Annotated in this window: 10 protein-coding genes and 1 pseudogene; 8 read left to right on the forward strand and 3 right to left on the reverse strand. The window is 39.9% G+C overall.

Translation table 11 applies throughout. The annotated features are described in order from the left end of the window. Nucleotides 1-146 precede the first annotated feature (146 nt). The 4 genes and pseudogenes from ASU03_RS06085 to ASU03_RS22065 all read left to right on the forward strand — a co-directional run. Nucleotides 147-1328, forward strand: coding sequence for a thiamine pyrophosphate-dependent dehydrogenase E1 component subunit alpha (locus tag ASU03_RS06085; RefSeq protein WP_057830944.1), 1182 nt, complete (start codon nt 147-149; stop codon nt 1326-1328). A 2-nt stretch (nt 1329-1330) separates the two neighbouring features. Next, nucleotides 1331-2308 carry an alpha-ketoacid dehydrogenase subunit beta gene (locus ASU03_RS06090; protein ID WP_057180321.1) on the forward strand — a complete coding sequence of 326 codons (978 nt, stop codon included), beginning with the start codon at nt 1331-1333 and terminating at the stop codon, nt 2306-2308. Between the two features lie 30 nt (nt 2309-2338). Continuing rightward, nucleotides 2339-3592 carry a dihydrolipoyllysine-residue acetyltransferase gene (locus ASU03_RS06095; RefSeq protein WP_057830945.1) on the forward strand — a complete coding sequence of 418 codons (1254 nt, stop codon included), beginning with the start codon at nt 2339-2341 and terminating at the stop codon, nt 3590-3592. 201 nt (nt 3593-3793) lie between these two features. Then, nucleotides 3794-3844, forward strand: a pseudogene (locus ASU03_RS22065) (hypothetical protein); the annotation flags it as partial. On the opposite strand, the gene ASU03_RS06100 reads toward ASU03_RS22065, so the two are convergent. Then, nucleotides 3831-5690: a M2 family metallopeptidase gene (locus ASU03_RS06100; protein ID WP_197411202.1), complete on the reverse strand. Its 1860-nt coding sequence runs from the start codon at nt 5688-5690 to the stop codon at nt 3831-3833. The pseudogene ASU03_RS22065 and the gene ASU03_RS06100 overlap by 14 nt on opposite strands. Nucleotides 5691-6722: 1032 nt before the next feature. Between ASU03_RS06100 and ASU03_RS06105 the strand changes: the two genes are divergently transcribed. The 3 genes from ASU03_RS06105 (at nt 6723) to ASU03_RS06115 (ending at nt 9700) form a co-directional block, all read left to right on the forward strand. Next, the gene (locus ASU03_RS06105) at nt 6723-7355 is read left to right on the forward strand and encodes a TetR/AcrR family transcriptional regulator (RefSeq protein WP_057830946.1); all 633 of its coding nucleotides are present in this window, start codon (nt 6723-6725) and stop codon (nt 7353-7355) included. A gap of 237 nt (nt 7356-7592) precedes the next feature. Next, nucleotides 7593-8945, forward strand: coding sequence for a DEAD/DEAH box helicase (locus tag ASU03_RS06110; RefSeq protein WP_057830947.1), 1353 nt, complete (start codon nt 7593-7595; stop codon nt 8943-8945). 44 nt (nt 8946-8989) lie between these two features. Further along, entirely contained in the window at nt 8990-9700 is a 711-nt protein-coding gene (locus ASU03_RS06115; RefSeq protein ID WP_057830948.1) for a hypothetical protein, read from the forward strand. Between the two features lie 31 nt (nt 9701-9731). Here the strand turns inward: ASU03_RS06115 and ASU03_RS06120 are convergent, their stop codons facing one another. Continuing rightward, nucleotides 9732-10649: a GGDEF domain-containing protein gene (locus ASU03_RS06120; protein WP_057830949.1), complete on the reverse strand. Its 918-nt coding sequence runs from the start codon at nt 10647-10649 to the stop codon at nt 9732-9734. Nucleotides 10650-11009: 360 nt separating this feature from the next. Here ASU03_RS06120 and ASU03_RS06125 point away from each other — a divergent pair, with 360 nt between their 5' ends. Then, a complete protein-coding gene (locus ASU03_RS06125; protein ID WP_057830950.1) occupies nt 11010-12977 on the forward strand; it encodes a monovalent cation:proton antiporter family protein in 1968 nt (655 codons plus the stop codon). A gap of 83 nt (nt 12978-13060) precedes the next feature. Here ASU03_RS06125 and ASU03_RS06130 read toward each other — a convergent pair whose 3' ends face one another. Further along, nucleotides 13061-14212, reverse strand: a complete 1152-nt coding sequence (locus ASU03_RS06130; RefSeq protein WP_057831027.1) for a patatin-like phospholipase family protein — start codon at nt 14210-14212, stop codon at nt 13061-13063. Nucleotides 14213-14259 lie beyond the last annotated feature (47 nt).

The raw sequence follows: 14259 nt of genomic DNA on the forward strand, positions 1-14259 counted from the left end.
TAGCTATACTAACAAAAAATAATTAATAGTTAATAGCCATTTTCTTTAATTTACTGACCATTAAGGGTGAGTAAATCAATTTGGTATCAACTTTCGCAGACTTTAACCGCAATAGCTTGCGCGTTAGGGGACAAGAAGAGAACATTATGAGCACAGAACTTTATAATGATGGACCCGTAGTGCATAAGCCTACTTTTATCGACGGACACAGTGTTGAAATTCCTGAATTGAGAATTTTACAACAAGACGGTACAACCTACCCCAATGCTGATTTACCAGACATTGACCAAACGTTAGCAATAAAAATTTATCATACCTTTGCCTTTCATCGGGTATTCGATGAACGCATGGTGGCATCACAGCGCCAAGGTCGTTTAAGCTTTTACATGACCGCATTGGGTGAAGAGGCTGCAAGTGTTGGTGGTGCTGCGGGATTACAACCACAAGATATGATCATGATGCAATATCGCGAACAAGGTGCATTAATGTTCCGCGGTTTTAGCCTTAAAAACTTCATGAATCAACTTTTCAGTAATGCCGACGATTTAGGTAAAGGTCGTCAAATGCCTATTCATTACGGCTCAAAAGAACTGAACTGTATGACGGTATCTTCTACGCTTGCTACGCAAATCCCACAAGCAACGGGTTATGCTTATGGACAAAAGTTACAAGGTCTTGATGCAGTAACCATTTGTTACTTTGGTGAAGGCGCTGCTTCAGAAGGCGATTTTCATGCGGGCTTAAATATGGCAGCAGTACAAGAGGTGCCGGTTATCTTTTTCTGTCGAAACAATGGTTATGCAATCTCGACGCCTGCTGATGAGCAGTTTAGAGGTAACGGTATAGCCTCTCGTGGAGTTGGTTATGGCATTAAAACCATTCGTATTGATGGTAATGATATTCTTGCTGTGCTAAAAGCCACACAAATTGCCCGTGCTTATGCGGTAAAAGAGCATAAGCCGGTATTAATTGAAGCGATGTCTTATCGTCTTGGCGCTCACTCCACTTCGGACGATCCATCAGGTTACCGTACCAAAGAAGAAGAAGCTAAGTGGCAAGCGAATGATCCTATTTTACGCATGAAAAACTGGTTAGTTAAACAAAATTGGTGGGATGAAGCGCAAGAAACCGCTTTATTTGAAAAACTCAGAGAAGAAATATTAGCCGCGGTAAAAGTGGCTGAGGTCATTGATAAACCGCACATAGATACCATGATAACGGATGTTTATGATGTGCCATCGGCACAGCTGCAAGCTCAATTAGATGAGGTGAAAGCTCACATTAATAAGTATCCAGAAGCTTATCCATTTACTGCGGGGAAATTTTAATCATGGCACAACTTAATTTATTACATGCCATTAATAGCGCGCTAGATATTGCCATGGCCGAAAATGAGCGCACGGTTTGTTTTGGTGAAGATGTTGGGCATTTTGGTGGCGTATTTCGTGCCACCAGTGGCTTACAAGAAAAATACGGCAAAGCACGTTGTTTCAATACACCGCTAGTAGAGCAGGGCATTATTGGTTTTGCTAACGGCTTAGCTGCCCAAGGCAGCGTTGCCATTGCTGAAATTCAATTTGCCGATTACATTTTTCCTGCCTTTGATCAAATTGTTAATGAAGCGGCTAAATTCCGCTACCGTACCGGTAATGAATTTAATGTTGGTAAACTCACTATTCGTACTCCATACGGTGGTGGTATTGCCGGTGGTTTATATCATAGTCAATCGCCAGAAGCTTATTTTGCTCATACACCAGGCTTAAAAGTGGTTATCCCGCGTAACCCGTATCAAGCGAAAGGTTTATTACTTGCTTCGATTCGTGATGATAACCCCGTGATATTTTTTGAGCCGAAACGTTTATATCGAGCGTCGGTTGGTGAAGTACCAGAAGAAGATTATCAGTTGCCATTAGGTAAAGCTGAAGTGGTACAAACGGGTACGGATATCACTTTACTCGCTTGGGGCGCACAAATGGAAATCATTGAAAAAGCCGCACAAATGGCCAGTAACGATGGTATTTCTTGTGAAGTGATCGATTTACGTACTATCTTGCCTTGGGATATTGAAACCATTAGCCGCTCTGTTATGAAAACCGGTCGTTTACTTATCAGTCAAGAAGCACCTTTAACCGCAGGCTTTGCCAGTGAAATTGCTGCTACCATTCAAAATGAGTGTTTCTTACACCTAGAGTCGCCTATTGCTCGTGTTTGTGGTCTAGATACGCCATACCCATTAGCGTTAGAAAAAGAGTATGTAAGCGATCACTTAAAAGTATATGAAGCTATCAAAAAAACCGTTAATTTTTAACGATAATTCCCTATTAACAGGAAACAGCACATGAGTATTGATTTTATATTACCTGATATTGGCGAAGGTATCGTTGAGTGTGAACTTGTCGAGTGGTTAGTAAAAGAAGGTGAAACTATTGTTGAAGATCAGCCTATCGCTGATGTAATGACGGATAAAGCCTTAGTCCAGATTCCTGCCATGTATTCAGGTGTTGTGGAAAAACTGTATTATAAACAAGGTGAGATTGCTAAAGTGCACTCGCCACTTTTTTCTATGATTGTTGAAGGTGAAAGTAGCAGTAATGAGGCAGAGGCAGTTACCGCTGAGCCAGAAGTCAAAGTAGCTGAGGCAAAGGCAACTGCTTTAGCTGAAACACCAAGCCCTACGACATCAGTATCCTGCGAGCTTAGTGGTAATAACACCAATCCAGCCAAGGGTAAAGCTCTTGCAAGTCCAGCCGTTAGACGTGTTGCTCGTGAACTTGATATTAACATCCACCAAGTTACCGGCAGTGGCAAAAAAGGTCGAGTTTATAAAGATGACGTCGTAGCTCATAGTCAAAGTGGTCAAGGTCTTGTTCCAAAGGTTGTTGCCGGAGGTACTCGAGTAGAGCCTATTCGCGGTATTAAGAAAGTGATGGCAACAGCGATGCAAAATAGTGTCAGTACTATTCCACACTTTACCTATTGTGAAGAGATTGATTTAACGGAACTCATCGCTTTACGTGGCGAGTTAAAAGAAATTTACGCCAAGCAAGATATTAAATTAACCATGATGCCCTTCTTTATGAAGGCAATGTCATTAGCGATTAAAGAATATCCCTTGGTTAACTCAAAAGTGAATGAAGACTGTACAGAGCTTACTTACTTTGATGATCACAATATTGGTATGGCGGTAGATTCTAAAGTTGGCCTACTTGTTCCTAATATTAAGCAGGTGCAAACTAAGTCAATATTAGAGTTAGCGAACGATATTATGCGCTTAACAAGTGATGCTCGTAGTGGCCGTGTTGCGAGTGAAGATTTGAAAGGTGGCACTATTACCATCTCTAACATTGGTGCAATAGGTGGTACAGTAGCGACTCCTATTATTAATAAGCCGGAAGTGGCTATTGTCGCCTTGGGTAAATTACAAAAATTACCGCGCTTTAATGAGCAAGGTGAAGTAGTAGCCCGCAGTATTATGCAAGTGAGTTGGTCTGGTGATCATAGAGTGATTGATGGCGGCACGATTGCTCGTTTTTGTAATCTATGGAAATCATACCTAGAGAAACCAAGTCATATGTTAGTACATATGAGCTAACTGCTAAAGCGCTATTTACTCTATAAAAGCTATATTAAGCTCATAAAAAAGCCCCGTTATCATTGGTTAATACCTAAAGATAACGGGGCTTTTTTAATAGTTCATGTTTAGACTAATTTGCTTTATAGCAAGTCCATTAAGTGAGTTCTCGCTGAGTGGGAAGAAACTTATTGGAATTGGTATTAGATTAACCTTGCTCAGTTGAACAAGGTTAATCAGTTTAACGAGTGCTTAAGCCTTAAAAACCACACTGTTTACCTTGGTTTTTGTTTTTCAACCAAAGATGTAATGGTGCGAAGTAATCTAAAATCGCACTAGCATCCATTTGTTCACTACCAGTAATAACTTTGTAAGCTTGCTGCCACGGTTGGCTTGAGCCCATTTCTAGCATGGTATTAAGTGCCGCACCCGCTTCTTTAGAGTTGTAAATTGAACAGCGGTGAATCGGGTCAGTATTACCTGAAATTTCACATAAAGCACGATGGAATTCAAATTGTTGAATGTGTGCTAAGAAATAGCGGCTATAAGGCACACCACCGGGTACGTGGTATTTAGCACCTGGATCGAATGCATTGACATCGCGCTCGATAGGGGCTGCTACACCTTGGTACTTCTCACGTAATTCCCACCATGAGCTGTTGTAGTTTTCAGGGGTGATTTCACCGGAGTAAACTTTCCAACGCCATTGATCAACCATTAAACCAAAGGGAATAAAGGCAATTTTATTCAGGGCTTGCTTCATTAATAAACCAATGTCTTTTGATTCATCAGGAATGGTATCAATTAAGCCGATTTCCTTTAAGTATTTAGGGGTAACTGATAAGGCAATGGTATCGCCAATAGCTTCATGGAAACCGTCATTGGCACTGTTTTGGAAAAATACTGGTTGGTCTTTATAAGCACGTTGGTAGAAGTTATGACCTAACTCATGATGGATAACGTTAAATTCCTCACCAGTTTTTTGGATACACATCTTGATGCGAATATCATCTTTAGCATCTAGATCCCAAGCACTGGCATGACAAGTGACATCCCTGTCGGCAGGTTTAGTAAATAATGAGCGGCTATAAAAAGTTTCTGGTAAGGCGTCAAAACCAAGGGAGGTAAAGAAGTTTTCCGCACCACGAACCATGTCTATTTCATCATAATTATGAAGGGCTAATTGTTTAGTAATATCATAACCAGGATCGGCATCTTCAGGAGCGACTAAGTCGTAAATATTCCCCCAAGATTGCGCCCACATATTACCTAATAAATGAGCCGGAATAGGTTGGTCTTGTGGGACTTTATCGGTACCGTAAGTTTCGCCTAACTCAGTTCTCACATAACAATGTAAGTCATCATATAGAGGTTTAACTTGACCCCAAAGTCGGTCTAACTCTTTAGCAAAATCATCAGCAGGCATATCATAATTTGAACGCCACATAGCACCTAAATCTGGGTAACCAAGACCTTTAGCGCCTTCATTAGCAAGCTCTGCTTGGCGGATATAAAGGGGTTTCATTTCTGGGCTAATTTCACGCCAGCCTGACCACATCTCAAGTAGTTCATCGTAATCGCGAGAATTGGCCATTATAGCGGTCATATCGCCTAAGCTAAGTTTTTCACCCGCCTTAGTGGTATAGCTACCTTTACTATAAATGCTGCCAAGCTTAGCGCCTATGGTGGCAAGCTCAGCTGATTTACTTGGGTCTTGTGGTGCGGGCATAACTAAGCGTTGTTTTAAAAAATTTAATTGACGGCGTTGTGTGGCATTAACGTCTACCTGATCAAAAGTAGCGGCTTTCATGGCGTATCTCACACCAGCATCGGTAGACTTTTGATCGGCATCAGCGGCTAAGGCCGCTGTGTCTTCGGTGATAAAATTGGCATATATCCACGCGGCACGTGAACCTTCTAGGTTCAGTGTTACCATTTCTTTGGCTACACCATCTAAGAATTTTTGCGCATCTGCCGAGGTTAATGTTACTTGTGCACTGACAGAGGGCACTTTTTCTACTGAGGTTTGTTGACTTGAACCTTGATCACACGCGGTTAAAGAAGCGGCAATAATTAAAGCAAGACCGGTAAATTTAAATGTTTTTTTAATCTGTTTCATTTTTATAATCATTATTAGATCAGTTGTTAGGTGGCGCTAGTATATAAAAATGTATGCTTGATACACAGTTTATAGGGAAAATAGTTACTTCGCACTGGCAAGGTCAAATTGCGGGTAAAAAAAAGCTCATTCAAAGGAATGAGCAAACTACAACATGAAACAAGGTTCAAATATAAAAATAATAACTAACAAAAACATTTAGATAAAAGGAAGCCAAGCTCGGCAGGCAGGGTTTAACTCACTGCTTGCTTGAAACTGGGTTAATTATAAATGTTATAGCTGTGTTTTACTGTATAGATAGGGTAACGTTTTGTAACAGCATGCTGTTGTTCGCTGTAATTTAACCTTGTTACGCGATAACTTAGCACGGCTAAGGTCAAATTTAGGGCAAAAAAAGCTCATTCAAAGGAATGAGCAAACTACAACATGAAACAGGGTTAAAATGTAAAAATAAACAAACAAAAACAATGATATAAAAGGGAGTCAGCTCGACAGGAAAGGATTAATTCACTGCTTGCTTGAAACTGAGTTAATTATAAATGCTCTAGCTGTATTTTACTGTATAGATAGGGTAACATTTTGTAATAGCATGCTGTTGTTCGCTGTAATTTAACCTTGTTACGGGAGAACTTAGCACGGCTAAGGTAAAATTTCGGGCAAAAAAAAGCTCATTCAAAGGAATGAGCAAACTACAACATGAAACAGGGTTGAAATATAAAAACAAAAACAAAAATAAACAAAAAACAATGGTATAAAAGGGAGTTAAGCTCGACAGGGGGTATTTTACTCACTGTGTGCTTGAAACTGAGTTAATTATAAATGCTCGGGTTGTGTTTTACTGTATAGATAGAGTAACATTTTGTATAGAGTGTTATGGTTTGCTATTTTTTAATGATTTTAATATCTAAATTTTTAAAAGCTTGACCTTTTTACAAAAAACACGCTATTTTAAACGGGTGTTTAAACTGGCTGTTTATATTTAGTGCGATTGCTATTAAATCGGCTAAACAGCAAACATTTAGAAGTTGAAGTATGAGTACCAAAAATAAAATATTAGATGCCGCCGATGTACTTTTTGCCGATAAAGGTTTTAATGGTACATCTTTAAGAGAAATCACCAGCCAAGCTAATGTTAATTTAGCGGCCGTAAATTATCATTTTGGCTCTAAAAAAGAGTTGATCAAAGCCGTGATGTCTCGTTATATGGATGAATTATCACCGCAATTAGAGTCTGCACTGGCATTAATATGCCAAGCCGAACGTAAACCGAGTTTACAAGAGGTTTTTTATGCGTTTATCGAGCCGTTACTCAAGCTTAATGAGTTTAAAGAAAACGGTACCAGCACCTTTTTGCAGTTATTAGGACGAGGCTATACCGACAGCCAAGGGTTTTTACGTTGGTTCCTCACAACCCAGTACCCGGATGTGTTCACCAACTTTACTAAAGCAGTAAAAAAAGCTTACCCAGAGTTGAGCACTGAAGAAATGTTTTGGCGTTTACATTTCACCATGGGCACTATTGTTTTTACTATGTCATCAAGTGAAGCCTTGATTGATATTGCCCAAAATGACTTTAACAATCAGTTAGATATTGCTGGAGTTATCGAGCGTGTTATTCCTTATGTTGCTGCGGGTGTTGCCGCGCCGATTACTCATTATAACTAATATTTTATAGCGTATTAGCTGTGGTTTACTATCAAGGATAAACCCTCTCATTCACAACCTTAGCGGAGGAACTGCTGAGCTAGCGTGCCCGCCTAGCCAACAACAGTTTAATCTCTAAATTAACGGGCATGCTAATTAATCAAGACTAGTTCTGTTTTTAACAAAAATATGTATTATAATCCCGCCCCATTATGCTATTTCAGTTTTTTACGCGTTTATTTAGGGTTTAGGTGACATATGAGTGTTGATGCAATTGGCTTATCAGCGGATTTATTAAAAGCGGTTAAGGCCTGTGGTTATAAGAATTTAACCCCCATTCAACAAGAAGCTATTCCTGTTATTCGCCAAGGCACAGACCTTTTAGCGAGCGCACAAACAGGTACCGGAAAAACAGCAGCTTTTAGCTTACCCATTTTAGATGCCATTGCTAAAGCCAACCATGCAGCTCACAGTGCTAATACTTCGGGCAATGAAAAAAGCGCCTCAGGTCAAGCACTTCGCGCGTTAATATTAACGCCAACCCGTGAGCTGGCCAAACAAGTTGCTGATAACATCAAACAATTTAGTCAATTCATGCCGATAAAAACTGCCGCTATTTATGGTGGCGGTAAAATGGCCTCACAAACTAAGATGCTAAAGCAAGGACTTGACGTTTTAGTTGCCACACCTGGTCGTCTGTTAGAGCACTTAGCCTTGCATAATGTAGATTTATCACAAGTGAAATTCCTTGTTTTAGATGAAGCCGATCGCATGCTGGATATGGGTTTTTTAACCGATATTGAAAAGTTGATGTTAGCGATTAAACATAACCATCAAACGTTAATGTTTTCCGCCACTTTTTCAGAACGGGTCAAATCATTAGCCAATCAATTGTTAAAGACGCCAAAGACCATTAGCGTTTCTAGAGAAAACACCACATCAGGTAAAATAAAGCAATCAGTTTACTGGGTAAGTGAAGCGCGAAAACGTGAATTACTTTCTGAGTTGATCGGGGTGAATAACTGGCAGCAAGTACTTGTTTTTGCTGGCACCAAAGAAAGTGCTAACCTCTTAGCAAAAGAGCTAAAACTTGACGGTATTAAAACGGCATTATGCCATGGCGATAAAACCCAAGGTGCAAGAAATAAGGCCTTAGAGCAATTTAAAGAAGGTAAAGTGCGCGTATTAGTGGCAACCGATGTTGCTGCTCGAGGCTTAGATATTGAAGATCTTCCCTATGTAGTTAACTTTCATTTACCCTTTTTACCTGAAGATTATGTCCATCGTGTTGGCCGTACGGGCCGGGCGGGAAAATCAGGAACGGCTATTTCTTTAGTAAGCCCCAAAGATGAACGTTTCTTAGGCAATATTGAAGAGCTTATTGGGCGGAAATTTGAACGTATTGTCGTACCAGGTTACGAGTTTAATCGCCAAGAAGCCGAGGCTTATCAAGAAGAAAACATTAAGCGTGAGAGTAAAAATAGATATCGTGCTACCCAAGAAAAAAATCAAAACGTAGCTAAAAAAGACGTTAAAAGTAAAGCACAGCAGAAAAATAAAATGGCACGAACTAACAGTAAATACAATAGTAAAATTAAAAGGAAGCGCTAGCTTTTAGCTGAGCACGTTACTCATTGTCAAATTGCCATACCAACATGGATACCCCAATAGCACCAGTAGCAATAATTGAAACACCTTTTAGTAAAAGGCATTGTTGCTGGTTTTGTGGTGAGCCTAGCCAAGTAAGTTTTATTTTTCCAGCCATCAGTGCGACTTCTGCTAATGAGACTAAGCAATACTTGTTACGCTCATGCTCTCATCCCGTGATATCTGTGCCAACTTGCTGTGAGTGTCAACAACTGGCTAAAAAAAATCATGAAGACAATATTTGGGCCGTTAAACACTTGGTAAAACGCCAATTGTTAAAGCGCTATGCAAAAGACCTTGCTATCGGTATTCAGTGGTCTGAGCAAGAATTAGCGAGTAGTGAATTTGAGCAAGGAAACTTTGCCGGTTTTGCCCGAAGCGCTTGGTTTATGTATGAAGTGGCCAAGGAGAGAGTTAACTATTTAGGCTGGCCATTAGTGGTTCATGGTATTGAACTCAATGAGGATGAGTTAGTTGCAGCTGATACCTTTAGCTTTGATGGTGTCTTGTATCCCTCATTAGCTGAGGCGATTAATCACTATGCCAAGGTGTTTTTATTAGATGAGCCGTATGTTATGGCTGTTTTACAATACATGAGTCATGGTGATATTGATGAAAAATCATTTGCCCAAGCCGTGCGTTTTTGTCGACTATTAGTGAATGCCACCGCGAATGAACGTAAAGTGGCCTTTAAGGCGCTAATTAATAACATAGGCTAATGGTAAATAGAGATAACCAGATCAGCTTTCTTTAGACCACACTTAAATGTGCAGTCGCTTTCATTTTACTTTGGTATAAAACTTTATCTGCACGCTCAAAGAAACTCATTTCATTATCAGCCCTATTCATAAAAGTTGAACCTAAACTGCAACTTAATTGATATTTACTTAACAATACATTGTTAGCTAATGCCAGGTTTATTCTATTTTCAATAATGGCTAAGGCGCTATCGTTAGCATTTTCGACGATAATGGCAAACTCATCGCCGCCAAATCTAAATAAGCTGTCCGAGTCACGAATACACTGACGTAATACATTGGCAAATTCTCGTAAGGCTAAATCGCCGGTTGCGTGGCCATAACAATCATTAATCGCTTTAAACTTATTTAAGTCACTTAAGACCAAACCAACCAAACTATGATGGCGGTTAGCATTATGCATGGCGCGTTTTAATTGCTCATCAAAATATCGCCGATTTCCTAGCCCTGTTAACGCATCTTGCATGGCCAGTTGCATCGCAGCATGATAGGCAATCGCATTTTTAAGTGGGTGCAATAAACATAGGTGCAGTTGCTGTAAAACTTTATAATTAGTTAAACTGATCGGACTATTAATGCCATAGCTGAGGGTACCGATAAAATCATCGGCAATTTTCAAATCAAATCGGCGCTCTTTTTTAGCTTTCCTGCTACCACGTAATGCCTTATTGAAGCTTTGACTTTTAAAATAAAGCCCAGAAAAATCAACGTAGCGTGCTGCTTCTACGGCAAAAATATTTAATAATGTATCTATGTCCAGTGTGGTTTGTAATTGCGTCATAAAGTCTAATACTTGACGTTTATCATAAACAGTTTCAGTAAGATTTTCTGCAACAAGCGCATCAGTACCCAATGAACTATAGGTATTGAATGGTGAGAATCTATTATCAAGTACGTTTAGTGTTTGCATACGACAACCTCATTAACTATATCTTTTAACGCCAATTATTCAAAAGTTACTGCTAAAAGAGCATATTTTGACGTTATTTTTCACTACTTATTTAAAAGCAAAAAATGTACCATTTTGTTGGGATGTATCGTTTTTTAGGTCAAAGAGAGACTATTTGTGCAATCTAGTACTTTAACTAATTGAAATGTAGTTTTTTTTGTTGTTAAAATACTTTAATGCTGGGTAAACTATAATTATTGCAACTAGCTCTTGCCTTGAGTCATAGCTTAGACGGCAAAGTATTGCCGCTTGGCAAATAACGTCAAGTTTTTAGCTATTACTTGTACTTAGAAATGAACATAACAAAATAAAGGAAGTTGTGTGAGCGGTTATTTTGAAATTCTTGCCATATTAACCTGTGCTGTATTTGTCGTATGGCTATTTCGTCGGTTGAAATTACCAGCTATCTTAGCGTATTTAGTTGCGGGTATGATCGTGGGTCAACATGGCTTAAATATCGCTAATGAGCAAGCCGATTATGATCACTTTGCCGAGCTAGGCATTGTTTTTTTACTCTTTACCTTAGGGCTGGAATTCTCATTACCTAGACTAATGGCCATGCGCCATCTAGTGGTCTCGGTCGGCAGCTTACAAGTGGCTATTTCTTTACTTATCTTTATGGTCGCGGGATTGGCTTTTGGCTTAAGTTTATCGGCAGCTTTTGTCGTTGGTAGTATATTAGCCCTCTCCTCAACCGCGATTGTTATTAGGCAACTCAGTGAAAGTGGCGCCATGAAGCGCAAGTCGGGGCAACTGTCTGTTGCTATTTTACTTTTCCAAGATGTTGCGGTAGTACCCTTATTAATTGTTATTCCTATGTTGGCACTTGATAGCCAGAGTTCCATGGTTTGGGCATTAATGCTTGCTATGGTTAAAGGGGTAGTGGTAGTCGCATTATTGTTATTTGTCGGTAAATGGTTACTGCCAAAAGTTTTTAATATTATTGCGCAAGTTCGCACCGATGAGCTTTTTGTTTTAACTACCTTGTTAGTTACCCTTTTAGCTTCTGCTTTCACCCAGTGGTTTGGTTTATCAATGGCCTTAGGCGCATTTCTTGCTGGTATGATGCTAAGTGAAAGTGAATATAAACATCAACTTGAAGCGGATATCAGACCCTACCGTGATATCTTATTAGGCTTGTTTTTTATTACCGTTGGCATGAAGCTAGATGTCGGCTTAATATTATCCTCACCTTTTAGTTTATTAAGTTTGATGCTCTGTTTTATGTTGGTCAAAGTTATAGTCATTAAAACGCTGGCAATTAGAGCGGGAGAGTCAGGTAAAGATGCTTGGGCATCTGGGTTAATGCTGGCGCAAATGGGGGAGTTTGGTTTTGTGTTAATTGCTTTAGCCAGTAAAAGTCAGGTCTTATCACTTGATGTCGCCTCTATGTTACTCGGTGCAGGAGTACTTAGCATGGCGATCACCCCTTTTATGATTAACAATGCTAGATCTTGGGCGCTATTTTTAAGTCAAGAAAAGACCGCAGAGACCTTAGATTTATCAGAATTACCGGAAAATAATGTATTGGCTGATCACGTCATTATTTGTGGTTTTGGCCGTATTGGTCAAACAGTAAGTCGCTTCCTAAAACAAGATAAAATTGATTTTATCGCTATCGATGTCGATCCACTGCGTACACGAAAAGCCCGCGAAGCTGGTGAGAAGGTACTCTTTGGTTCCTGTCGGCAAACAGAGGTACTAAATGCTGCTAATTTAGCCGAAGCTAAACTGGTGGTTATTGCTTTTGGCAATGATAAACAATCCCTTGAGGTGATTCAAAAAGTAAGAAGCATGAATGAAAAGGTGCCCATTTTAGTTAGAACACGTAACGATGACCAACTTACTGCGCTTAAAGCGGCTGGTGCCAATGAAGTTGTGCCGGAAAGCTTAGAGGGTAGTTTAATGTTGGTGTCTCAAGTCTTGTCATTATCAGGCGTACCTTTTTCTCGTATTATGCGTCGTGTGCAAAAAGAGCGTAAAAATCACTATAACCATCTGCATGGTTTTTTTCAGGGCGAGCAAACCGATATGAGCCCTGACGGCATTGACCGAATTGAATTTGCTCATGCAATACTCATCAATAATAATTCTTTTGCCTGTGGTAAATCACTTGCTACCTTAGCGCTAGATCAGCGCCGCGTGCATATTGTCGCCTTACACCGAGGTGATGTGGAAACAGAATCACCCGCATTAGAGACTGTTTTACAAGATCAAGATACCCTAGTTGTTAGAGGAAAACCGCGCCGAGTGGAACGAGTTGAGCGTTACTTACAAGAAGGCGGCTAGTATCTGCCTGAGCTTATTAAGCGAGGACAATACTTGCTTCGCAAGGCGTCTCTTTTTAAGCAACAACATAAAACTTGTCTATTTTAAATGTCTAGAAAGGCTCTAATGGCTTGCTCTTGCTCCATGGCGTCGGCGAAGCCTAACCTGATCAATTCACCACAAAAATTTTTCTCAAATAATAAGTAACTGATGATACTCGACTCTGAGTCATTCCCTATGCCAACACCGCGTAAAAGTACGCGAATAGATAAGGGTAAATCGTAGTAATACTGACTAGCAATAGCATTAAAGTCATGGCTCGGGTTAATGACAAAGCTATCTATGTGCTTTAACCCTTCATTATCTTTTCTATTTTTAGCGGATATTAGCTTGAGGGTTGAGTTAATACGGGCCATGCGTTCGAGATCGCTATGCATAGTATCAGCAAAGATAGAGTCCAGTAAATGACCGGCAATCGTTGCCGAACTGGGTGGGTGGGGATTATTTTCTTTGGCATGTAAAGGCTCTTTGGGTTGATCTACCCCAATAACAAATATTTTTTTTGCCCCTAAATGTATTGCTGGGCTTAAAGGTGATAACTGATGCACTGAGCCATCACCAAAGTGTTGATTTTTAATTTTTACCGATGGAAATACCATGGGGATTGCTGCCGAAGCCATTAAATGCTCGGTGTTTAGCTGACACAATTCCCCGCGTCTTTTAACACGTGACCAAGGTTGTGCCCTACCATCAGATTGATAAAAGCTAATAGAGTCACCATTGCTATAACTTGATGCGGTAATGGATACGGCGGTTAAGTAGCCACGGGCGATATTTTTATCAATACGGTTAAAATCTAGTATTTGGTCAAGTAACTCTCTTAGTGGCGCATTGTTTAGTAAACTGCGCGGTGATCTATTGGCATAATCAGCTTGAAAGCTCGCTAACATACCTTGGCTTATGTGACTAAATACTCTAACAGGGTCACTATAGTAGATACTCGATATATTAAAGTTTTTCCATGCCCATTCTAGTTTTTTTACTCCCAAATGATAGCAAGAAGCATAACAGGCAAGTGACGTGGTATTGATAGCTCCGGCCGAGGTACCACAAAGAATAGGAAAGGGAATGCCATGGTTTCTTGGGATAAACTTTGCTATCGCGGATAATACGCCAACTTGATAAGCTGCCCGGGCACCACCACCCGTTAGCACAAGAGCATTTTTACTATTAAGGTAATTTCTTTTTAGTGTCATAGATAATAAGTCGTTTTTTATGATTTTTAATGACTGGCACAAATATA

Source organism: Colwellia sp. TT2012, assembly GCF_001440345.1.
GTDB lineage: Bacteria > Pseudomonadota > Gammaproteobacteria > Enterobacterales > Alteromonadaceae > Colwellia.

Bases quoted from the DNA above. Each gene is read 5' to 3' on its own strand.
- ASU03_RS06085 (WP_057830944.1), top strand. From the start codon at position 147: ATGAGCACAGAACTTTATAATGATGGACCCGTAGTGCATAAGCCTACT.
- ASU03_RS06090 (WP_057180321.1), top strand. From the start codon at position 1,331: ATGGCACAACTTAATTTATTACATGCCATTAATAGCGCGCTAGATATT.
- ASU03_RS06095 (WP_057830945.1), top strand. From the start codon at position 2,339: ATGAGTATTGATTTTATATTACCTGATATTGGCGAAGGTATCGTTGAG.
- ASU03_RS06100 (WP_197411202.1), bottom strand. From the start codon at position 5,690: ATGAAACAGATTAAAAAAACATTTAAATTTACCGGTCTTGCTTTAATT.
- ASU03_RS06105 (WP_057830946.1), top strand. From the start codon at position 6,723: ATGAGTACCAAAAATAAAATATTAGATGCCGCCGATGTACTTTTTGCC.
- ASU03_RS06110 (WP_057830947.1), top strand. From the start codon at position 7,593: ATGAGTGTTGATGCAATTGGCTTATCAGCGGATTTATTAAAAGCGGTT.
- ASU03_RS06115 (WP_057830948.1), top strand. From the start codon at position 8,990: ATGGATACCCCAATAGCACCAGTAGCAATAATTGAAACACCTTTTAGT.
- ASU03_RS06120 (WP_057830949.1), bottom strand. From the start codon at position 10,649: ATGCAAACACTAAACGTACTTGATAATAGATTCTCACCATTCAATACC.
- ASU03_RS06130 (WP_057831027.1), bottom strand. From the start codon at position 14,212: ATGACACTAAAAAGAAATTACCTTAATAGTAAAAATGCTCTTGTGCTA.